Source organism: Kribbella sp. NBC_01484 (genome assembly GCF_036227145.1).
Lineage (GTDB): Bacteria > Actinomycetota > Actinomycetes > Propionibacteriales > Kribbellaceae > Kribbella.
Genome location: NZ_CP109437.1, coordinates 2742529 through 2764073 on the forward strand (window position 1 = coordinate 2742529; position 21545 = coordinate 2764073).

General features: G+C 69.2%; 15 protein-coding genes and 1 tRNA gene. 8 read left to right on the plus strand and 8 right to left on the minus strand.

The features are described 5' to 3' along the window. The first annotated feature begins 27 nt into the window (after positions 1-27). On the plus strand, positions 28-645 hold the full coding sequence (locus OG555_RS13550; protein ID WP_328524918.1) for an aminodeoxychorismate/anthranilate synthase component II: 618 nt from the start codon (positions 28-30) through the stop codon (positions 643-645). Positions 646-702: 57 nt separating this feature from the next. Here OG555_RS13550 and pknB read toward each other — a convergent pair whose 3' ends face one another. From pknB to OG555_RS13580, 6 genes are all read right to left on the minus strand, one after another. Next, the gene (gene pknB, locus OG555_RS13555) at positions 703-2547 is read right to left on the minus strand and encodes a Stk1 family PASTA domain-containing Ser/Thr kinase (protein ID WP_329483200.1); all 1845 of its coding nucleotides are present in this window, start codon (positions 2545-2547) and stop codon (positions 703-705) included. Positions 2548-2659: 112 nt separating this feature from the next. Continuing rightward, positions 2660-4114, minus strand: a complete 1455-nt coding sequence (locus tag OG555_RS13560; protein WP_329483201.1) for a peptidoglycan D,D-transpeptidase FtsI family protein — start codon at positions 4112-4114, stop codon at positions 2660-2662. Then, positions 4111-5508, minus strand: coding sequence for an FtsW/RodA/SpoVE family cell cycle protein (locus OG555_RS13565; protein WP_329483202.1), 1398 nt, complete (start codon positions 5506-5508; stop codon positions 4111-4113). Before OG555_RS13565 ends, OG555_RS13560 begins: the two co-directional genes overlap by 4 nt. Then, positions 5505-6890 carry a PP2C family protein-serine/threonine phosphatase gene (locus OG555_RS13570; protein ID WP_329483204.1) on the minus strand — a complete coding sequence of 462 codons (1386 nt, stop codon included), beginning with the start codon at positions 6888-6890 and terminating at the stop codon, positions 5505-5507. The genes OG555_RS13565 and OG555_RS13570 overlap by 4 nt, the downstream gene beginning before the upstream one ends. Positions 6891-6900: 10 nt before the next feature. Continuing rightward, the gene (locus OG555_RS13575; RefSeq protein WP_328524923.1) at positions 6901-7383 is read right to left on the minus strand and encodes an FHA domain-containing protein FhaB/FipA; all 483 of its coding nucleotides are present in this window, start codon (positions 7381-7383) and stop codon (positions 6901-6903) included. Between the two features lie 10 nt (positions 7384-7393). Further along, on the minus strand, positions 7394-8221 hold the full coding sequence (locus tag OG555_RS13580; RefSeq protein ID WP_329483205.1) for a DUF3662 and FHA domain-containing protein: 828 nt from the start codon (positions 8219-8221) through the stop codon (positions 7394-7396). A gap of 167 nt (positions 8222-8388) precedes the next feature. On the opposite strand from OG555_RS13580, the gene OG555_RS13585 reads away from it, so the two are divergent. The 4 genes from OG555_RS13585 to OG555_RS13600 all read left to right on the plus strand — a co-directional run bounded on the left by OG555_RS13585 (position 8389) and on the right by OG555_RS13600 (position 12952). Next, a tRNA-Leu gene (locus OG555_RS13585) sits at positions 8389-8475 on the plus strand. Positions 8476-8631: 156 nt separating this feature from the next. Then, positions 8632-9471, plus strand: a complete 840-nt coding sequence (locus OG555_RS13590; RefSeq protein ID WP_329483206.1) for a hypothetical protein — start codon at positions 8632-8634, stop codon at positions 9469-9471. Next, positions 9472-12210, plus strand: coding sequence for a CHAT domain-containing protein (locus OG555_RS13595; protein ID WP_329483207.1), 2739 nt, complete (start codon positions 9472-9474; stop codon positions 12208-12210). Beyond that, a complete protein-coding gene (locus OG555_RS13600; RefSeq protein ID WP_329483208.1) occupies positions 12203-12952 on the plus strand; it encodes a hypothetical protein in 750 nt (249 codons plus the stop codon). Before OG555_RS13595 ends, OG555_RS13600 begins: the two co-directional genes overlap by 8 nt. A gap of 5 nt (positions 12953-12957) precedes the next feature. Here the strand turns inward: OG555_RS13600 and OG555_RS13605 are convergent, their stop codons facing one another. Beyond that, positions 12958-13788 carry a carbon-nitrogen hydrolase family protein gene (locus tag OG555_RS13605; RefSeq protein ID WP_329483209.1) on the minus strand — a complete coding sequence of 277 codons (831 nt, stop codon included), beginning with the start codon at positions 13786-13788 and terminating at the stop codon, positions 12958-12960. A 137-nt stretch (positions 13789-13925) separates the two neighbouring features. On the opposite strand from OG555_RS13605, the gene OG555_RS13610 reads away from it, so the two are divergent. The 3 genes from OG555_RS13610 (at position 13926) to OG555_RS13620 (ending at position 17812) form a co-directional block, all read left to right on the plus strand. Further along, on the plus strand, positions 13926-14681 hold the full coding sequence (locus tag OG555_RS13610) for an ABC transporter ATP-binding protein (protein WP_329483210.1): 756 nt from the start codon (positions 13926-13928) through the stop codon (positions 14679-14681). Continuing rightward, complete coding sequence (locus tag OG555_RS13615; protein WP_329483211.1) at positions 14666-16498, plus strand: hypothetical protein; 1833 nt, start codon at positions 14666-14668, stop codon at positions 16496-16498. Before OG555_RS13610 ends, OG555_RS13615 begins: the two co-directional genes overlap by 16 nt. Before the next feature lie 336 nt (positions 16499-16834). Further along, positions 16835-17812, plus strand: a complete 978-nt coding sequence (locus OG555_RS13620; RefSeq protein ID WP_329483212.1) for a helix-turn-helix domain-containing protein — start codon at positions 16835-16837, stop codon at positions 17810-17812. 59 nt (positions 17813-17871) lie between these two features. Here OG555_RS13620 and OG555_RS13625 read toward each other — a convergent pair whose 3' ends face one another. Continuing rightward, on the minus strand, positions 17872-21513 hold the full coding sequence (locus OG555_RS13625) for a S8 family serine peptidase (protein ID WP_329483213.1): 3642 nt from the start codon (positions 21511-21513) through the stop codon (positions 17872-17874). Between the last annotated feature and the right edge of the window lie 32 nt (positions 21514-21545).

Here is a 21545-nt window from a genome sequence, read left to right on the forward strand (position 1 = left end):
CGCGGCCTAGCTGTCACAATGGTCCGCATGCTGCGGATCCTTGTCGTCGACAACTACGACTCCTTCGTCTACAACCTGGTTCAGTACCTGCAGCAGTTGCAGGCCGACACCACCGTATTGCGCAACGACGAGGTCACCCCTGACCAGGTCTCCGAGTACGACGGCGTCCTGCTGTCCCCCGGCCCGGGTACGCCGGAAGAGGCCGGCGCGTGCGTGGACATCGTGAAGGAGAAGGGTGGCGAGGTCCCGATCTTCGGCGTCTGCCTCGGCCTGCAGGCGATCGGTGTCGCGTACGGCGGTGTCGTCGGGCGCGCGGACGAGTTGCTGCACGGGAAGACCAGCCAGGTGTTCCACGAGGGCGCCGGTGTGCTCGCCGGACTCCCGTCCCCGTTCACCGCAACCCGGTACCACTCGCTCGCGATCGCGCAGGACACCGTGCCGGACGAGTTGCAGGTGACCGCCCGGACCGAGGCCGGCGTGATCATGGCGGCCCGGCATCGCGACCGCCCGGTCGAGGGCGTGCAGTTCCACCCCGAGTCGGTGCTGACCGAGGGCGGCCACCGGATGCTGGCCAACTGGCTGGCCATCTGCGGCGACCCCGACGCGGTCGCCCGCTCCGCCGGTCTGGCCCCGATCGTCAGCTGACCCAAGAAAAGAAGCCTCCCGCGGACTCCGCGGGAGGCTTCTTCGTGCCTACGGCGCTCAGCCGCCGATGGTGATCCGTGGCGTGTCTGTGGGCGTGCTCGACGGAGTGTCGGTCGGCTGGCTCGGCGGCGGCGAGTTCTGCGGCAGGTTGTTGATCGTCAGCGTGATCAAGCTGCCCTTCGGCGCTTTGGTGCCGCCCTTCACGCTCTGCTGGAGCACCGTCTGATCGGGAGCACTCGGGTCGACGCCGGACGTGTAGCCGACCCGGAAGCCGAGTTGCTTCAGGGTGGCGGCCGCGTCGTCCTGCACCTGGGTGACGACGTTGGGGACCTCCACCTGCTCCTTGCCGCTGGACACGGTCAGCGTGAACTCCTGGCCCGACGGGTACTGTCCGTTCGGGTCCGGGCTGACCGCGAGCACGGTCCCCTCCTTCTCCGAACTGTCCTGCTTGACCGTCGCGTCCTTGACCTTGAAGTTCCCGGCCGTGCCTTCCAGCGCCTTGCGGGCCGCGTTCTCCGACTTGCCGATCACATCCGGCACCGGGAACGCACTCCGCCCGGACGAGAACACCACGGTGACCGTCGAACCCTGGTCGGCCTCGATCCCCGCTTCCGGGGTCTGCCGGATCGCGGAACCGCGGCCGACCGTGTCGCTGGTCTCCGCCGGTCCCACTGCGAGCTTCAGGCCCTTGTCGGCGAGTAACGCAGTCGCGTCGGCCACCGACTTGCCACTCACGTCCGGTACGGCGACCTTCGCCGGCGGGGTGTTGGTTGCCGTAGCCCCACCGTTGTTGTTGCCGAGGTTGGTGAACAGGGCGTACGCGCCGACAGCGACCGCCACGATGGCCAGGCCGAGCAGGAAGTAGGCGAGGCCGCGGTTGCGCCGGGACCGGGAGTCCTGATCGTCGAGGTCGTCGCCGCCCGGGGGCAGCAGGTCGTCGTCCCCGGACTGCCGGTACGCCTGGGTCGCAGCGGCCGCCGCGACGGCGGTCGGGGCCATCGCCCGGGTCTCCGACATCGCGGCCACCGGCGCCATCGGCGCGGTCACCTGCTGGCCGGCCAGCACCCGGTGGATGTCCTGGCGCATCTCCGACGCGCTCTGGTAGCGCTCCTCGCGGCTCTTCGCCAGCGCCTTCAGGACGACGGCGTCGACCTCCGGCGGGATGTCCGGGTCGAACGACGACGGCGGCAGCGGCTGCTCCCGGACGTGCTGATAGGCCACCGAGACCGGCGACTCACCGACGAACGGCGGCCGGCCGGTGAGCAATTCGTACAACAGGCAGCCGGTCGAGTACAGGTCGGAGCGGGCGTCCACGGTCTCGCCGCGGGCCTGCTCGGGCGACAGGTACTGCGCCGTGCCGATGACGGCCGCGGTCTGGGTCATCGTGGACGAGGTGTCGGCGACCGCGCGGGCGATGCCGAAGTCCATCACCTTGACCTGACCCTGCGGGGTCAGCATCACGTTCCCGGGCTTGATGTCGCGGTGCACGATGCCGGCCCGGTGGCTGTAGTCGAGCGCCTCGAGCACACCGGAGGTGATCTCCAGGGCGCGCTCCGGCATGATCTTGCGGCCTTCGCGGATCAGGTCCCGCAGCGTCTTGCCGGTCACCAACTCCATCACGATGTACGGGATGGTGACGCCGGATCCGTTCGGGTCCGGCTCCTCGCCGGTGTCGTACACCGACACGATGGTCGGGTGATTCAGCGAGGCGGCCGACTGGGCCTCCCGGCGGAATCGGGCCTGGAAGGTGGCGTCGCTGGCCAGATCGACCCGGAGTCGTTTGATCGCGACGGACCGGCCGAGCCGGTTGTCCACACCCCTGCGGACCTCGGCCATGCCGCCGCGGCCGAGCGGTTCGCCTTCTTCATATCGGCCGCCGACGAGACGTGCCTGCGATGTCATGACCTCAGCCTTCCAACCTGTCCGGAAACACTCAATTTGCCCACGGTAGCGGCCGCCACACGTGGAGCCCCGTTGGAAAGACGCGCTGTGACGGCATCATTCCGTATCGTGCTCATTGCCCCAGCACCGCCTCCATCACCTTCTTGGCGATCGGTGCCGCCAAGGTGCCACCGGCGATGTCGTTGCGGGGAATGTTCGCGTCCTCGATCAGCACGGCCACCGCGACCTTGGGGTCGTTGGCCGGTGCGAAGGCGGTGAACCAGGCGAACGGCGGGCGCTCCTTCGAGGTCTGCGCCGTACCGGTCTTGCCGGCCACCTGGACGCCGTTGATTTGGCCGGGCCGCCCGGTGCCGTTGTTCACCACGTCGACCATCATCGTGGTCAACTGGGCCGCGACCTCCGGGGTGACCGCCTGGTGCAGCGTCTCCGGTTTGGTCTCCGACACTGTCTTCAGGTCCGCCGTCTTCACGTTCTGGACCAGGTAGGGCTTCATCACCTCGCCCTTGTTCGCGATCCCCGCCGAGACCATCGCCATCTGCAGCGGAGTGGCCAGGACGTCGAACTGGCCGATCGCGGACTGCGCGGTCTGCGGCTGGTTCGGGTCGCCCGGGAACTGGCTGGTGGCCACACCCGGCACCTCGTCCAGCGGACGGTCGCCGAAGCCGAACTTGGCCGCCTGCTCGCGGAGCGCGTCCGGGCCGAGGTTCAGGCCGACGCTGCCGAAGGCGGTGTTGCAGGAGTACCGCAGCGCGATCGTCAGGGTCGCGTTGTTGCTCCCGCCGCAGTTCTTCAGGTCCTCGTTGACCAGCGGAACAGTGGTCTGCGGCAGTGGCAGCTCGGCCGGCGAGTTCACTTTGGTCTCCGGCGTGTACTTGCCGCTCGAGAGCGCCGCGGCGGCGGTGACCAGCTTGAACGTCGAGCCAGGCGGGTAGAGCTCCTGGACCGCCCGGTTGGACAGTGGCTTGTCCTTCTCGGCGTTCAGCTTCTTCCAGGCAGCGCCGACCTTGTTCAGATCGTGCGAGGCCAGCACATTCGGGTCGTACGACGGCCTGGTCGCCATCGCGAGCACGCGGCCGGTCTTCGGCTCCAGCGCCACCACGGCGCCGGTCTTCCCGGCCAGGCCGTCGTAGGCGGCCTGCTGGGCCGCCGCGTTCAGGGTCAGCGTGACACTGCCGCCCTGCTGTGGCCGGTTGCTGATCACGTCGATGATTCGGCGGAACGCCATCGACGGATCGGAGCCGTTCAGCTCGGAGTTCCTGGTCAGTTCGATCCCGCTGCGGCCGAACAGGTATGAGTAGAACCCGGTCGCCGGAGCGTAGGTCGGCCCGGCCGGGTAGGAGCGCTGGTACTTGAACCGGTCGTTCGTCGGTTTGCTCTGGGCGATCGGCGTACTCCCGATCAGGATCGGGCCCCGGTTGACCGAGAACTGCGAGTCGCGCACCCGGCGGTTGTCGTTGCGGCCGTTCAGCTCGTTGGACCGGAAGGCCTGCAGGTACGTCGAGTTCGCCATCAGCGCCAGCATCAGGATGATCGCCGCCACGGCCAGTCGTCGGATCGCTGAGTTCACTGCTTCTGCACCACCATGGCGATCGTTTCGTCGGACACGAAAGCGGCCGGGGTCTGCGGCCGCCGGGCCTGGTCGCTGATCCGCAGCAGCAGCGCGATGATCGCCCAGTTCGCGACCAGCGACGTACCGCCGAGGGCCATGAACGGAGTGGCCAGACCGGTCAGCGGGATCAGCCCGGTGACACCGCCGACGATCACGAACACCTGCAGCGCGAACGACATCGCCAGACCGGTCGCCAGCAGCTTGCCGAAGACGTCCCGGCAGCCGAGCGCGGTTCGCAGGCCGCGCTCGACGATCAGCGTGTAGATCAGGATGATCGCGATCAGCCCGGTCAGGCCGAGCTCCTCGGCGAACGAGGAGATGATCATGTCGCTGTTCGCGTACAGGGTGATCTCCGGCCGGCCCTGGCCGAGTCCGCGGCCGAGGATGCCGCCCCAGGCCTGACCCATCAGTCCGTTGGCCACCTGACCGCCGTCGATCGAGAACGGGTCCAGCCAGTCGGTGATCCGCTTGTGCACGTGGCCGAAGGCCACGTAGGCGAAGTACGCACCGCCGATGAACAGCAGGCCACCGATGATCAGCCAGCCGGCCCGCTCGGTCGCCACGTACAGCAGGAGCAGGAACAGGCCGAAGAACAGCAGGGACGACCCGAGGTCACTCTCGAACACCAGGACGCCCAAGCTGACGAACCAGGCGATCAGGATCGGCCCGAGGTCACGCGCCCGCGGCAGGTCGAGCCCGAGGAACCTGTGCCCGGCCAGCGTGAGTACGTCGCGTTTGACCACCAGATAGCCGGCGAAGAACACGACCAGGCAGATCTTCGCGAACTCACCGGGCTGGAACGACATGCCGGCCAGCCGGATCCAGATCCGCGCGCCGTTCAGGTTGACGCCGAGGCCCGGGATCAGCGGCAGTACGAGCAGCACCAGACCGGCCAGTCCGGCGGTGTAGGTGAAGGCCTGCAGGCGGCGGTGATCTCTGATCACCAGGATCACCACGAGGAACAGCACGACGCCGACCGCGGTCCAGGTGATCTGCTGCGGCGCGGCGGCCGGCTTCGGGGTCCGGCCGTTCGCCTCGGCGACCGCGGCCAGACCGAGGTCGATGCGGTGGATCATCGCGACGCCGAGACCGTTCAGCAGCACGGCACACGGCAGCAGGACGGGATCGGCGTACGGCGCTCGATAGCGCAGCGCGAGGTGGGCGATCACGGCGAGCAGGCTGATCCCGGCCGCGTAGTACCCGGTGCTGGCCGGCACCTTGTCCTGGACGGTGATGCCGATGTTCACGTACGCGGCGACAGAGACGCCGATCGCGATGATGAGCAGCACCAACTCCACCCCACGCCGGGTGCGCGGGATGATCTGGATGACCGAGGTCGAGGCGATGCTCATCGAACCCCGTCACAGTCGTCCGGGTCGACCGGTGCGCTCGGTGTCGTGGACGGCGTGGTGGACGGATGCGTCGCAGGAATCGTCGCCGGCGGTTTGGGCGGCGTGGACGCCGGCGGTTTCGACGCCGGCGGCGTGCTCGGCTTGGGCGTCGGGGTCGGCTTCGGCTTGGCGCACTCGTCGGCGGTCCGCTGCAGCTCGCTGACGATCGTCCGCGCGCCGGCCAGGTTGTCGGCCTGGATGTTGCCCTCCACCTGCTCCCGGCTGTACGTCGGCAGCTTGTCCACCTGCAGTGTCTGCCGCTCGTACACGTTCGACAGCGTCAGTCCCGGGATGTCGGCTTCCACACCCTTGAAGATCGCCACGTAGTCGCCGTCGGTGCCGACGTAATACTGCTTCTGCGTCCAGCTGTACGCGAACCAGGCGCCGCCACCGATCAGGCCGAGAATGACGACCAGTACGGCGATCCGCCGCAGCCAGGGGAAACGCTTCGGGGGGCGTGGCGCGTACCGCAACTCCTCCGGGTCGAGCCCACTGGTGTGACCGCCGCCATCGGAGCCTTCACCGACGCGTACGCCGATCGTCGGCTCGGGGCGGCCGGTCCCGCCTTGCGCCAGCTCCGCGGCGGCGCCGACGAGCTGTGGCGTGATGCCGCTCGACGGCTCCGTCTCGACCACGTCCGCCACGACACACGTGACGTTGTCGTTGGACCCGGCTTCGAGGGCGTGGGTGATCAGCTCCACCACGACGGAGTCCGGCGTACCGTCGGCCATCGAGGCCGAGATCACCTCGTCGCTCACGTAGTCGGGCAGGCCGTCGCTGCACAGCAGCAGCCGGTCGCCGGCCCGGACGTCGAGGATCTCCAAGTCCGGATCGGAGTCCGGCCGGCCGTCCAGCACCCGCAGGATCAGGTTGCGGTGCGGGTGGGTGAAGGCCTCTTCCTGGGAGATCCGGCCCTCGTCCACCAGCGACTGCACGAACGTGTGGTCGTGGCTCAGCTGATAGAGCTGCCCGTCCCGCATCCGGTACGCGCGGGAGTCGCCGAGCTGCGCCAGGCCGAGTCGCTGCCCGTCGAACATCAGCGCGGTGACGGTCGAACCCATCCCCTCGCGTTCGGGGTCCTCCTCGACCAGCTCGGACAGCCGCTCGTTCGCCCGGTGCACCGCGCCGGCCAGCGCCTCGATCATGTCGTCGCCGCTGATCTCGGTCGTGTCCAGCCGCCGGATCACCTGGACCGCCGCCGCGCTGGCCACCTCACCGGCCGCCGCACCGCCCATCCCGTCGGCGAGCAGCAGCAGGTGCGGACCGGCGTACGCCGAATCCTCGTTGTTGCGCCGCACTCGTCCGACATCGGACAGTGCGGCGTAGTCGAGCGACAGGGTCATCGAGGCAGGCCTACTTCGCGATGTTCAGCGTCGTCCGGCCGATCCGGATCGAGCCGCCGATCTCGGCCGGCACCGGGCGGGTCACCCGCTGGCCGTCCAGGTACGTGCCATTGGTGGAGCCGAGGTCCTCGACCCACCACTGCCCCTCGGACTGGAACAGCCGCGCGTGCCGGGTGGAAGAGTAGTCGTCATCCAGCCGGATCTGACAGTCCGAGCCGCGACCGATGATCACCGGCTCGTCGACCAGGGTCGCTCCGACACCGGCCTGGGGGCCGTCCGCGATCGTCACCGAGCCGGGCAGCCCCTTGCGTTTCTTCACCGGCTTGGTGGTCTTCGGCGTCCGGGTGTTCTGCGGTACGACGGCGGCCGCGGCCCGGCTGTCCACCTTCGCACCGAACAGGTCGGACCTGATCACGGACAGCACCGCGAGGACGAACATCCACAACAGGGCCAGGAACCCCAGTTTGATCAGGGTCAGGGTCAGTTCCGACATGGAGCTTCAATCACCACCCGCTGCTCGGCGGCTGGGCGATCGGCTCGTCCGCCAGACGCAGCGTCATCGTCGTGTTGCCGATCCGCACGGTCGAGCCGTCGACCAGCTCGGCCTCGGTACTGCGCCGGCCGTTCACCAGGGTCCCGTTGGTGGAGCCCAGGTCGACCAGAACCACCCGGATCCCGCCCGGGCCCTCCGGCATCAGCCGGATCTCCGCGTGCCGCCGGGACACACCGGGGTCGTTGATCTGGATGTCCGCGTCGGTGCCGCGGCCGAGCACGACGCCGGGCGGGTTGACCGGGCGGCGCCGGCCGTTCACCTCGAGCATCACCTGCGGGTGCCCGCTGCGCGGGGGCTGCTGCGGGGGCGGGGTGCTGTGCATGACCGTCTGGCCGTCGCTCGGCGGCACGTAGGGCTCCTGCTGGTAGGGCTGCTGCTCGTAGGCCTGGGGCTGCCGCCGTTGCGGCGTCCCGACCGTGGCACTGACCACCCGGAACTTACCGGTCGGCAGCTCGTCCTGCTGGGTCAGCTCGATCTCGATCGGCCCGGAGAACGTGTACCGCTGGATGTCGGCGTGGTCGCGCAGCTCGTTCGCAAGCTCGGTGTTGAGGGTCCGGCCGTAGGCGTTCAGGCGTTCGAAGTCGCCCGGGCCGAGCTCGATGGTGAAGTGATTCGGCACCAGCCGCCGGTCCCGGGACAGGATCCGCGCGGTGTTGTCGATCTCACGCTTGAGCGCCGCCGCCAGCTCGATCGGCTCGACGTCGCCCTTGAACGCACGCGCGAAGACACCGCTCACAATGCCCTCCAGGCGTCGCTCGAAGCGCTGCAGCGGTCGCACGCCTCCTCCTCCATGGTCGGTACACCAAAAGTCCACCGGTCGAGGCGGACACACCGGGTACGACGATCGATCGTATCGGGAGGTTCGACCTAACCCGCAATGTGAAGCTCCGGCACAACCCGTGCTACTGTTCCTTCCGGTCGCTGAGAGATCTCGAAGCGACCAGCGCGCGGGTGGCGGAATAGGCAGACGCGCACGGTTCAGGTCCGTGTGCCCGAAAGGGCGTGGGGGTTCAACTCCCCCCTCGCGCACCAAAAGTCCCGGTCGATGACCGGGACTTTTTGCATTCCCGCGGGGTGTGTTCACTCACACGGTGAGTCCGGTGGCCGGACCGGGTCCGGCGCCTTGCCTCGCTGATCGATCCGTGCGTTGATCTATGAGAATGGTCCGTCCGCGTGGTGGGAGGGGCGATGGACCGTGAGGGTGGATTCGTCATCCTGGACGACGTGCCGCTGGAGGGAATGGCCGCGGCCGTCGAACGCCTGGCGGACGAGGACGACGAAGCGGCCGCGGCCGCGCTCGAGCAGCATCTCGACGAGCAGGAGGTCGGGAAGGCGGGCGATCGGGGGATCCTGCGCAACCTGCTCGAACAGTTCCGCGGCGTGCAACTGGTCGACGATCTGGGCACGCACTCGACCAAGCTCGAGTGGCTGGCCTTCCACGTCCCGCCAGGGGGAACCGGTCAGCTCCAGCTCGAAGTCGCCGGGACGCAGCATGCGGCGGTGCAGCTGAAGGTGATGGGCCTGGGCGGTGGGTCCGGGCGAAAGTTCAGCTTCGGAGCCGAGCGCGACCTCGGCACGCGGGACCAGTGCTTCGCGCTCGGCGCGTGGATCGACGTCCGGCTCCGGACGTTCCGCGGCCGCGGCGCCGATGCCCCCGAGGACCTCCGGGTGGACGTCGAAGCGGTCACCAACTCCTACCTCGAGCCCTTGCAGCCCTGCGCACTCTGCTTCACCGACGCCGCTCGTCGACCGCACCGAGCGCATCCGGCGGGCATCGGGTGGGATCTGACCTCGGACGACAAGGGTGTGACCGAGCGCGTGACCGTCGAGTTCACCCGGGAAACGGAGCTGGAGGTCACCCTTCAGATCCCGGGGCTGTCGCTGGGCGGACTGGTCCCCGGTGTCGCGATGAACCGCGAGGTCCGCAGCCGGTGTGAGGCGTCGTACACGTTTCCAGGGCGCGCGAACTTCGTGGGCTACGAGCTGATCGGCCGGCGAAAGGACTTCCCGTTCTGGGGGCGGTCCTAGATGGCTGCGTTCGAGGTGCTCCTGCACCGGTACTGCACGCGCCCGGGGCTCGGCGGCGTGCCGCCCGATGACGACGGCCTGCTGCTCGAGCGGGTGTTCCGGCGCTGGGCCGAAGCGGAGCGGGCGATGGGGCAGGGGCGTCCGCGCCAGGCTTTGCGATGGCTCGCGGAGGCTCGCGCGCTGGACAGTACGACGCCTGATCCGGTTGCCGCTGCCGAGCTGCTCGCCGGTGAGACGAGGTGCTGGGTCGCACTCGACGAGCCTCGCGAAGCGATCGGCCCGGCGCGAGCCGCCTGGGAGCGCTGGCTGGCACTGGCGAACGGACCGAGCTCCGAGGTCATCCTGCCCGCGGCGCGTGCGCTGCTCGCCGTCTTGTCCTCGCCGGATCCACCGCCGAAGCTCAGCGACGCCGAGGTCTTTGCCGCCTGGCTCGAGGACCAGCTCGTGATCGAGTTCCAGCGGAGCGTCGGCCTCGTCCTCGGCCTCCTTGCCGATGTGCATCGCGTCGACCTGGCCGACGAGGTCGCCAACGACTACCTCGGCTGGATCGAGCGGTTCACGCCCAAGGCCGGGCAGGGCCTCCTCCGGGCTCGGTTCGCGCTCAGGCTCGGGGACGTCTACGACCGGTGCGACGACTCGGCCCGCGCCTTGGCTGTTTTGCAGGACGGCTTGCAGCGTCTCGACGGGTACGCCGACCAGCCCGAGATCTCCAACCTGCGAGGCCAGTTGACATTCAACGCGGGCAACCAGCACGCCAAGCTGGGACAACTCGAGGATGCACTGGAGGCGTTCACGTCGGCAGCGGAGATCGGCGTGGGCGGGCGCGTCGAGGCGGCGCTGCGAGCTCGCTACGCCGTCGCGTTCACGAAGTACCAGCTGGGGCGGGAGGGCGGCCTGATCGAGGAGTTGGCGGACCTCGCGTGCCGGTACGAGGAGGTGCTGGCCGAGTCGACCGCCGGCGGATCGGATCTCGATGTCCGGCAGGGCCTCGACGTCGTCTACCGGCTCTGGCTGAAGCTGGAGACGGCGCGGTTGGACACGACCGACGCCCGCGCCGTTGTCCGCTTCCTGCATCTCGTGTTCGCGCTCAAAGAGGAGGAAGGCAAGTTCTGTAGCGTCACGCAGGCGATGGAGCGGCGGCCGGACGCGGCGTTCCACTCCGAGATCACTGTGCTGCTCGAGCGGTTGACGAGTACAGCGACCGGGGTGCTCGTCGTCGAGTCCGTGCCGGATGCCGTTCTCCTGGTTTCACTCTCCGGCGGCAGCGTGGCGGTCCAGCTTCTCGATCGGGACGCGGCCGCGGTGGTCGGCGACCTCATCGCCGAGCAGCGGCTGGCGACCGACCGTCTCTCGAATCGGGCGATCCCTGCCTCGAGCCCGCCGAGTCCCCGGCATGTGCAGGCCTGTCAGGCGATGTGGCAGGCGCTCGATCCCGAGCTCCGCGCGCACATCGACGGCGCCCGGGTGCTCGCGGTGGTGATGGACAGCAGCACGGACCTCGGCGAACTGCCGATCGAGATCCTCCACGACGGCACGACGTACCTCGGCCTCCGCCAGCGAATCGTTCGCTCGCCGGCGCTCCGCGACCTGAACCTCTCGCTGTCTCGCAACCTGGTGAACGCCCGGCCGACCGGCACGGCAATCGTCGTCCGGGCGGAGGACGCGCTCGTCCACGCCGACGCGGAGACGAGCATGGCCGTAGCCGCTGCCACCGACCTGGGCATGACACCGAGTGTCCACAGAGCGCCTGAACCCTCGACGCTCCTGCACGACCTCGGCGCCGGGGCCGACCTGCTGCATTACGTCGGCCACGGACTCGCCGACAGGATCGGCGAGGAGCTTCCGCTCGGTCCTGGCAAGCGGCTCACGGCGCGTGGATTCGAGGCCATCGGACCGGCGCCGGCGCCGTTCACCATGCTCAGCGCCTGCCTCGCCGGGCGCAGTCGACAGCTGCGGACCGGTCAGGAGCACGGGTTCGTCACGGCGCTGATCCGGACGGGAGCACCGGGCGCGATCGCGGCTGCCTACATGGTCCCGGACCATCTCGCCGCCGAATTCACGGCATTGCTGTACTACTTCGCCAAGGACGCCCTGCTGACGGATGCGATGCTGCTGGCGCGCCAAACCCTCGCCGAGGACGGATACCACCCGGCCGCGTGGGGATGCTTCGTCCAGCACGGCGCTGCCGACCTGCGCCTCGGCCGTCCGCACCTGAGCGAGCCGAGCACGTGGTCGGAGTGGGCCTCGCGGTACCTCGCGAGCGGGACCGAGGAACACCTTCGCGCCGCTCGCGACCGGCTCGCGGACGATACGCGGCTGCCGGCCAACCTCGCGCAGGCGATCGACGACGACCTCCGGGCGCTCGCCGAACACGATGCGGCTCACTTCGCCGCAACCGACGAGGCGGTTGTCGACCAACTGTCGTCCACCTCGCAGGCGGCGATCGTGGCAGCGATGGTGCGCTCGTACGGCGAGTTGCGCCACGCCACTGCCGACGCGGCGGACCGCGAGCACAAGGCCGCGGTGATCGTCGCCCAGTCGCGCACCATCGAACGCATTCTCGGCGACTCGTATCTCTTGGTCGCCGCCGCGGTGGAGTTGCGCAAGCACCTGTTGCCGTTCGGCGACAACAAGACCGTTCTGGACGCGGCTCGACGTCGGCTCCGCTGGTTGAGCGCCGACGAAGAGCCGCTCGACGGGGCGCGACGCGCCCTGATTGGGGAGGAAACACATGTCTGACGACGAGCCCATCTACATCGACGTCGGCGAACTGGCCGGTGTCGACGCCGACACCTACGCGGCCGCCGACAGCGGCGATCGCCAGGCGCAGAAGCTGATGCTCCGCAACCTGCTCACCGCGGATGCGTCGGCGGCAGCCCTCACCACCGGCCATTGGACCGCCTGGATGCTGCGCATGATCGCGACCGGAGAAAGGCAGGCGATCGCCGACATGCTCGGCTCGATCGCGGAGGCGGCCCGCGCGCAGCAGCTGCCCACGGAGCAGAAGGCGGCGCTCGACGAACTTGTCGAGCAGTACTTCGGTCCGGGCGCGGTCGGCGCGGCGACGGTCAACAGGGTGCGGGCGGCGTTCGCCGGGGAAGCGCGGGAGTCGGCTGTCGTCGATCTCTATCTGCTCAGCGATCGGTTGGCCAGCGGTGAGCCGGTCGGCCTCGACGAGGTGGCCGACGCCGTGGAGACGTCCGAGGCGCTCGAAGCGCCGGCCGCGGAAGCGTTCTTCACCGCGGTCAGTGCCCAGCTGAGCTATTCGGCCGACCCGGTCGCGGCGTTCCGGTTGGCGGTCGATGCACTGGAGAAGTACGTCGAACTGCGCGAGCAGGACGAGGTCTACGCGGGCAAGGTCGGGATGACCGCGCTGCTCGGGTCGCAGCTCGCCGACATCGCGGGCGAGCCGCAGGCGTCGATGATGCTGCGCGCCGCGTACTTCGACGAGATCCAGGCCTTCCAGTCAGCCGACGACTGACGGTGTCAGAGCGACCTCCGGTTGGTGGAGCGGGGGTCGGTGACGGCTCGGGTGCGGTAGATGTCGCCTTTCAGGGCGGTGGCGCGCCACGGGCGGGCGTGCCTGAGCGGGACGGTCAGGGCCGGGTCGTCGCGGTCGAGGGTGATGACGGCGAGCTCGGCCCGGCCGGTGACCTGGGCGGCGTAGATGCCGGCCGGCGTGATCAGGCCGGCCGGCATCAGGTCGAGGGTCTGGGCCGGTAGCGACAGCGCGACCCAGTAGCAGTTGATCGCGGCGTACGCGCGGGCCTTCAGCTCGAAGATCGAGTCCACCGGGTACGCCGACAACAGCAGGCACTCGACGCCGAGACGCTCGTACTGACTGAACAGATGCGGGAAGTTGACCTCGACACAGATCATGCAGCCGAAGCGGTACCCGTCGACGTCGAACACGACCGGGTCGGAACCCGGCGAATAGAAGTGGTTGATCTCGGTGTGCGAGCAGAAGCGCTTGTCGTACCGATCCACGAGTTCACCGGCGTCCGAGATCACGTACAGGCTGTTGTGCGGCCGGTGCGGCGGCGTGAGCGGGTGCGCAGACCCGAGCACCACCCACAGCCGCAACTCGGCCGCCAGCGCCATCATCTGCTCGAGCTCCGCGCGGACGACGCCCCAGTCGACCTGCGACCAGTCCGCGATCTGCTCCTTGGCGTACCCACTCAGCATCCCCTCGGGAAACTGCACCAACCGCGCCCGCTTGGCCGCCGCCTTCTGCATCAACGCCCGAACAGTCTCCCCGTTGACCCGTGCGTCAGCACTGATCGTCGGCTGAGCAATACCGACCCGAATCCCCGTCATCGCCCTACCGTGCCACCCGGAACCGACAGATCGGTGGACCGGCGCACGGGTGACCGGTGGTCCGACCGGCAGGTGAGCGGCCGGATCCGTCGGGAGAGTGACGCCTGGGGTCGGTGGTGGATGAGAGGGTGCTGCGTATGGAGCACGCGTTCGAGCTGATCGGGCTGACCAAGACCTTCGGCGACCAGCGGGCGGTCGACAATCTCAGTCTGACGGTCCCCAAGGGATCGTTCTTCGGGATGCTGGGGCCGAACGGCGCCGGCAAGACGACCTCGTTGTCGATGGCGGTCGGCCTGCTGCGGCCCGATGCCGGTACGGCGAAGATCTTCGGAGCCGACGTCTGGCAGGAGCCCACGAAGGCGAAGGCGCTGGTCGGCGTACTGCCGGACGGGCTGGGGATACCGGAGCGGCTGACCGGTCAGGAAGTGCTGACGTATCTCGGCCTGTTGCGCGGCCTGCCCGAGGACGAGGTCAAGGCGCGTACGGCGGAACTCCTCGAGGTGCTCGAGCTCGACCACGAGGACGAGAAGCAGGTGATCGGCTACTCGACCGGGATGCGGAAGAAGCTCGGGCTCGCGATCGCGTTGCTGCATGCGCCGCGGCTGCTCGTCCTCGACGAGCCGTTCGAGGCGGTCGACCCGATCTCGGCGGCGACGATCCGGACCATCCTGAACAGGTTCATCGCCGGCGGCGGCTCGGTGGTGATGTCGAGTCACGTGATGGCGCTCGTCGAGCAGTTGTGTGATCGCGTGGCCGTCGTCGCCAACGGGAAGGTAGTTGCTGCAGGCACCGTTTCCGAGGTGCGGGCCGGCGGCAGCCTGGAGGACGCGTTCGTGGCGCTGGTCGGAGCGTCCACCCGGGGCGCGGAGGGGTTGTCGTGGCTGTCGGCCTGACCTATGCCACGTCGCACACGCTGGTCCGGATGCGGCTGGCCGCGTTCCGGCACGCGCTCAAGGACCAGAACCGGCTGACCTGGATCGTCGGGGGTGGATTCGTCGGCCTCGTGCTCGCCGGCGGCACCGTCTGGGTCGCGGGCCGCGACAACGACATCCTGGCCGTCGCGCTCGCGGTGTGGATGCTGGGCTGGATCATCGGGCCGATGTTCGCGGGCGGTGGTGACGAGACGCTCAAGCCGGAGTACTTCAGCATGCTGCCGCTCCCGCCGCGCACGCTGGCCACCGGCCTTCTGACCGCCGCGCTGGCCGGCGTCGCGCCGGTCATCAGCCTGCTCGCCCTACTCAGTCTGCTGGTCGTCGGTGCGCAGTTGAGTGTCGCGGCAGCGATCATCGCCGTACCCGCGCTCCTACTCCAACTGTTCTGCTTCGTCCTGGCGTCCCGGCTCGCCGTCGCCGTGTACGGCGTACTCCTGCAAGTCCGGTCGGGTGCGGTCATCGCGGCGCTGGTCAACGCGTTCATCCTGGCCTTCACCGCCCAGGGGTGGGCGTTGATCGTCGCCTTCGTGTCCACCGATGTGCAGGGCACCATGGCGAGCGCCGCTCGCATTGCGCCGTCCGGCTGGGGTCTGGTGGCCGTCGAGGCGGCGGGGCGCAACGATTGGCCCCGAGCGCTGGTGGCACTTGCGGGTCTGCTGTTACTCGGCACCGTGATGCTGGTGGCCTGGTCCGCCCTGCTGGTCCGACGTACGACGAGTAGCCGTGCGGGCAGCAAACCCCGGCGGCTGCTCAGCGCGACCAACGCACGTGACGCGGCTGCGGCCAAAGAGGTGCGGTCCTGGACACGGGACCTGCTCTACGGTCACCGGGCCGTCTTCGCGATCAGCTACGGGCTCTTCTTCTGCCTGATGCCACTCGCGATCGGCTGGAAGGCCATGCTGCCGTGGGCCGGTCCGGCCGGCGTCGTGATGGCAGGTTCGATGTGCTCCAACCTGTACGGCTCGGACGGTACGGCGCTGTGGACCACGCTGATGATTCCGGGCTCGGCCCGGCCCGATGTGCGGGCACGGCAGCGCGCGTTCCTTCTTGTCTTCGGTCCGCCCACCCTGCTGATCACTCTGCTGCTGACCTGGTGGTCGGGCTACGCCAGTGCCTGGCCGCTCGTGCTCAGCGTGCTGCCGGCCATCCTCGGTGGCGCGGCCGGTCTGGTCGTCGCCTGCTCGGTGTACGCCGCCGTACCGACGACCGACGCGCACAAACGGTCCGGCAATCCTCTCAACGCCGGCGAGAACGAGGGCGAGACGATGGGCATCGTCTACCTGATGCTCGTGCTGGTGTCGCTGACCGCGGGTCCGGCGCTCGTCGCCGCACTCGCCTGGTCGTGGTGGGGCGTGCCGATCGGTGTCTTGTCCGGCGTACTGGCGTGGTGGTACTTCGGCCGGCTGGCGGCACGACGGCTCGATCGCCGGGGTCCGGAGTTGCTCATGCTGCTCAGGCACGGCCGATCCGTGATCGGGGAGATCAAGCGGTCCAACCTCGAGAAGCTCCCGCGCTGGCGTCGTGCCACGGCCGGCTTCTGCCTGGGGTTCGCCGCGATCCCGTTGTTCCCGCAGGCCGTCGTACCGGCGATCTTCCTGCTGACCGGGAACGACGACACCAAGTCGTGGTTCCTCGCCCTCTACGTGCCGGCGCCGTGGCCGTGGGTCGTGATCGTGGCGATGGCCGCGCTCGGCGTGTCGATGTACACGTACGGCGGCCTCACCTATCTGCGCGCGAAGCCCGCTCGGGGTGACTCGGCCGCGGTAGCCGCAGAGTAGGGCTGCCCCGGTGCCGGCCCGCGGCGCTGGGAGTACGGCCGTTCCGGAGCATCCAGACGCCGACGCCGGCCGCGGCGATCAGGCCGGCGATTCCGGCATAGTCGGTCAGACTCATCATTGGTTCTTCCTTCAAGGGCGGTGGCGCTGTGCTCATCTCGGTCCCACCCCACCGTCCCGGTCAGGGGGCGGCGAGTTCCGCGAACGTTCTGACCGGAAGTGACGGTGCCTCGGCAGGTCCGTGATGGCACAGGCATGCCGTGGCCTTGGTGTGTCATTGAGAAAGCCCTCGTGCCACCGCTGGAAACCCTGCTTAGGTGGTGCCCGGAGGTGGGGTCGATGCACGACGGCTCGTTGCTTGATGCCCGTGAGGAACAGGCCTACCGGCTGCTCGTCGGTCTGTCCGCCGCCAAGGCCGCGGACCTGGCCGAGGTCGCCGAGCTGCCGCAGCACGAGGCGGCCGAGGTGCTGCAACGCCTGCAGGCCAAAGGGCTGGTCGCGGTCCAGCCGGCCGACGAACCGGTGTTCCGGGCGCTGCCGCCCGACGTGGCCCTCGGTATGACGCTGCTCCGCCGGCAGGAGTCACTCGAGGCGGCCCGGAAGACGGTGGCGGCGCTGAGCGAGGAGTTCCGCGCGAGCGCGAGCCGCCGGGACGCGCACCACCTGGTCGAGGTGATCGTCGGGGCGGCCACGCTCCGCGAGCGGCTGCGCGACCTGCAGGAATCCGCCCGCGAGGAGATCCTCTGGTTCTGCCGGGCCAACCCGCTGGCGATGGAGGGCGCCGACAATACCGAGGAGTACGGCGCGCTGTCCCGCGGCGTCCGGTATCGCGCGATCTACGAGCGGGCGCTGCTCGAGACCCCCGGCGAACTCGACACGATCGCCGAGGGCGTCGGCTGGGGTGAGGAGGCCCGCACCCTGCCGACTCTCCCGGTCCGGCTGGCGATCGTGGACCGGTCGACCGCGATCTGTCCGCTCGTTCGCGACGACGAGATGAGCATCGGCGAACCGACGGCCGCGGTGATCAGCCGCGGCCAGCTGCTGGACGCACTGCTCGCGCTCTTCGAGAGCCACTGGGAGCAGGCGACGCCGGTGCGATTGCGGCCGGACGACACTCTGGTGGCCGAAGGCCTGGACGACTCCGAGCGATTCCTCCTCTCCTTGCTGGTAGCCGGCGTACCGGACAAGTCGATCGCATCCCAGCTGGGCATCAGCCGCCGTACGGTCCAGCGTCGGCTCGATCGGATGATGGCCCTGGCCGGCGTCGACACCCGCACCGGACTGGCCTACCAAGCCGCCAAACGCGGCTGGCTCTGACCGTTGCGTCCGAAGAACTGTGGGCTGTAGCCCTCGGATCTTCGGACGCAACGCGGTGGTCAGCCGATGCCGTACGCGCGGATCACTGTCTGGGTGACCTTCGCGCCGGTGTTGTCGCCGGCGCTCACCTTGAGCGAGACGGTGCCACCCGACCGCCCGGCCGGAACCAGAGCCACATAGTGGCCGAGGGCACCGACCGCGGTAACGCGCTGCCAGGTCTTGCCTTCGTCGAACGACACCGAAGCCTGCAGCGTCGTCGATCGTGCGGCCGGAGCACCTTCCTGCTGATCGACCGTGAACCCGATCGCCTGCGCCCGGGCGGCGACTCGACCGGTCAGGTCGGTCGGCGCGGAGTAGCCGACCTGCAGGAGCGACAGCGGGACGGCCTTGTCGTCCGCCTGCTTCTTCGATCCGAACTCCCACGACGTCTGCGTGCGAGTCCCCCAGTTCCACTCGCCGTCCGGATCGATCCGCTCGGTCGAGAGATCCAGCTTGTACGACGCGTCATCGCTCGACGTGATCACGTCCTCCCACGCATCCGGCAACTCGGCGACGACCGAGCCGTTGCGTGACAGCACCGCCGAGGACGACGTCGTCCCGCCGACCGTGTAGTGGCCGGCCGCGTCCACGAACGACGGGATCCGCAGCGACAACCGATCACCGGTCCGGGTCGACACCACACCCGGCGCGGCAGCCGGGCGTACGACGGGACCGAACCACGTCTCGTCCGACGCGCCCGTCTGGTAGCTCCGCGGCAGTGTGGTCATCCCACCGGCCAACGGGTTCATGTCGTCCCAGGTGTACAGGTGGTGCACCCGGTGCTGCCAGAGCGAGTCACCGGACGTGACCCACTCCTCCCGGACCTTCGGCGTCTGCACGAACCGCTGCGCGTCGTTCCACGAGTACTCCTGCCACGGCCGCCACCCGAACCGCTGTTCCTTGGCCCAGTCGAAGCCGCCGTTGTCGGCGTACCGGGTGGTGATCCGCGCGCTGTTCGCCGGCGTCACCTTGTAGTCGATCTTGCTCGGGATGAACCCGGTCGAGACCTGCTGTACGTCGTACAGGTACGGGCTGGACGTGGTCAGGGTCAGGTCGATGGTGGCCCGGCTCTTGGCGGCGCGATCGACCAGCTTGTGACCGTCCTTGAACGTGGTGACCATGGCCGGGATCGGCTCCCGGTCCCCCGTCGGGCGCCAGACCGTCCACGCCGACCAGTCCGCCGGCCGGATCAGGATCACGGCCGCGGCACCTGCCTTGGCGGCCGCCTCGATCTGCGCCTGCTCGTCGTCGGAGTCCAGCACCACGAGGGCGCCCTTCGCGTCCTGCAGCGACGAGACGAGCCGGAAGCGTTTCTTCCCTTCGTACGACGGCGACTGGTGCAGCAGGTTGATGTCGAGCGGCCCGGTCACCCCCGATACCGACGCCTGGACCATCGGCGCGACCAGTTGCCAGCGGGACGAGAACTCGAAGCTGCCGTCCTTGACCGGCTTGGTCGGGGTCACGTTCACCTGCTTGACCGTGCTGAAGTGCATCACGCCGTGGCTGATGGACCGGCCGTTCCCGTACTCGCGGTGCACGTAGTAGCTGAGCACCGCCTGCTGCTCGGACGGCTTGGGCGTCTCGATCGTGATCGGCACCGCCTTGCGGGCGTCGATGACCACCTCGATGTCCTGGATGACCGCGATGTTCGGGTCGGTGAACAGGCTCACCTGCTCGTCCTGCGGGTCGCTGTTCTCCACCAGCGAGTGCAGCAGGTACGTGCCTTCCTCGACCTCGGCGGTGTAGCTCGACCCGTCCGGGATCCAGGCGAGTACGTCCGATCGCGAGTTGTCGCCGTACAGCGAGACGACCGGGACGCCGGTGGGCTGCCCGTCGAGGCCGACGGCGCGCAGCGTGACCTTGTGCTTCGGGCCGGACCGGAGGGCGCCGACCGCGGTGTGGGTGACGATCCCATCGGGGCCGGTGGCAACGATCCAGCCGCTGTGCAGGCCGCGGTCGAGCTTGGTCGCGGTCAGGTTCACGGGTACGTCGATGCTGCCGCCGGCCGGGACCGTGACAGTCGCCGGGACAGCGAACGCGTCGGTTTCCGGCTTGCCCGCGTCCAGGTTGGTGACGGCGACGGACAGGCTCAACGTGATCGGGGCGGCACCCAGATTGCGGTAGGTGATCGTGCGGCTCGACGCGTCGGCCGCGGTCTGCAGGCCGAAGTCCGCGACCCCGGTGGCGAACACCTTCTGCGCGACCGCCCGGGTCAGGTCGACCCGGCCCGCGCCCTGCTGGTAGACGGTCTGGTTCGGCTGGGTCTTCGCCGTGCTGACCAGCGCGTTCTTGAGCTGGTCGGCCTTCCAGTCCGGGTGCTGCTGGGCGAGCAACGCCGCGGCTCCGGCCACGTGTGGCGTGGCCATCGACGTACCCGAGGCGGCCGTGTAGAGGTTGTCCACCGGGTCACCCATGATCGTGCCGGCGGCCCGGGCGGCGATGATGCCCACACCCGGCGCGGTGATCTCCGGCTTGAGGCCGGCGTCCCCGAGCCGCGGTCCACGGCTGGAGAAGTCGGCCGGACCGTCGTTCCGGTCCACGGCGCCGACCGTCAACGCGGACGCTGCGGCGCCCGGCGTACCGACCGTCTCGTCCTGGCCCTCGTTACCGGCCGCGACGACGAACAGCGTGCCGGTCTGCGCCGTGATGTCGTTGACCGCCTGGCTCAGTGGGTCGGTGCCGTCGGTCGCCTCACCGCCGAGGCTCATGTTGACGACCTTCGCACCCTCGGCCGCGGCCCACTCCATCCCGGCGATGATCCACGAGTCGTAGCCGTACCCGTCGTCGCCGAGCACCTTGCCGACGAGCAGGTCGGCCTTCGGTGCGACGCCCTTCCGGGTCCCTCCCGCGCCGGCTCCCGTGCCCGCGATGGTCGCGGCGACGTGCGTACCGTGGCCGAAGTGATCCACGGTGCCACTCGGACTGCCGGAGAAGTCCTGGCTCTCCTTGACCTTGCCGGCCAGGTCCGGGTGTGTCGCGTCGACGCCGGTATCCAGTACGGCGACCTCGACGCCGGAGCCCTCGTAGCCGGCTTTCCACGCGTCGGGTGCACCGATCTGCGGCACGCTCTTGTCCAGCACCGGGCGCACCTTGCCGTCCAGCCAGATCTTGGTGATCCCGCTGTTCAGCGACCGCGCACCTGTGGCCGGCTTCAGTGACTTCCACAGCTCGGGCAGCTGATCCTTGGCCGCGTCCACGGCCCGGCCACCGATCGACGGGAGCTGACGGGTGGTCGTTGTACCAGCCAGGGCCTGCGAACCGCGGAAGCCTGCGCCGTCCTTGACGATCAGTGGGAGCTGCCGCGCGGCGGAGTCGCCGTACCCGTCGGCGATCAGTTCGTCGACGTCGAACAGGTCGACGTCCAGGACGCCGGTGGAGATGTACGGTACTGCGTCACTCGGCAGGACGCGGAGTCCGCCGTCGGCCTCGATCGTGTGGAACGAGACGCCCTCGCGACCCGCGGCGGGACGGACGGTGGCCGCCTTCTTGCCGGCGCCGGCGTCGGTCACATCGACGACATCGCCGGTGATCAGCGTGACCGTGGTGGTCTTGACAGTGGTGTTCCCGGCCCTCGGCGTCGCGGCGGTGGCCGGGTTGGCCGTCACCACGCCGAGGGTGAGCATCGCCGCAAGGGTGGCGGCGGTGATCCGGTAGGGGGACATAGTTCTCCTTCGAGAGGTTGGGGGCAGGCACA

Coding starts and splice junctions, on each gene's coding strand:
- OG555_RS13550 (WP_328524918.1), top strand. CDS start 28: ATGCTGCGGATCCTTGTCGTCGACAACTACGACTCCTTCGTCTACAAC.
- pknB (WP_329483200.1), bottom strand. CDS start 2,547: ATGACATCGCAGGCACGTCTCGTCGGCGGCCGATATGAAGAAGGCGAA.
- OG555_RS13565 (WP_329483202.1), bottom strand. CDS start 5,508: ATGAGCATCGCCTCGACCTCGGTCATCCAGATCATCCCGCGCACCCGG.
- OG555_RS13570 (WP_329483204.1), bottom strand. CDS start 6,890: ATGACCCTGTCGCTCGACTACGCCGCACTGTCCGATGTCGGACGAGTG.
- OG555_RS13575 (WP_328524923.1), bottom strand. CDS start 7,383: ATGTCGGAACTGACCCTGACCCTGATCAAACTGGGGTTCCTGGCCCTG.
- OG555_RS13590 (WP_329483206.1), top strand. CDS start 8,632: ATGGACCGTGAGGGTGGATTCGTCATCCTGGACGACGTGCCGCTGGAG.
- OG555_RS13595 (WP_329483207.1), top strand. CDS start 9,472: ATGGCTGCGTTCGAGGTGCTCCTGCACCGGTACTGCACGCGCCCGGGG.
- OG555_RS13600 (WP_329483208.1), top strand. CDS start 12,203: ATGTCTGACGACGAGCCCATCTACATCGACGTCGGCGAACTGGCCGGT.
- OG555_RS13605 (WP_329483209.1), bottom strand. CDS start 13,788: ATGACGGGGATTCGGGTCGGTATTGCTCAGCCGACGATCAGTGCTGAC.
- OG555_RS13610 (WP_329483210.1), top strand. CDS start 13,926: ATGGAGCACGCGTTCGAGCTGATCGGGCTGACCAAGACCTTCGGCGAC.
- OG555_RS13620 (WP_329483212.1), top strand. CDS start 16,835: ATGCACGACGGCTCGTTGCTTGATGCCCGTGAGGAACAGGCCTACCGG.
- OG555_RS13625 (WP_329483213.1), bottom strand. CDS start 21,513: ATGTCCCCCTACCGGATCACCGCCGCCACCCTTGCGGCGATGCTCACC.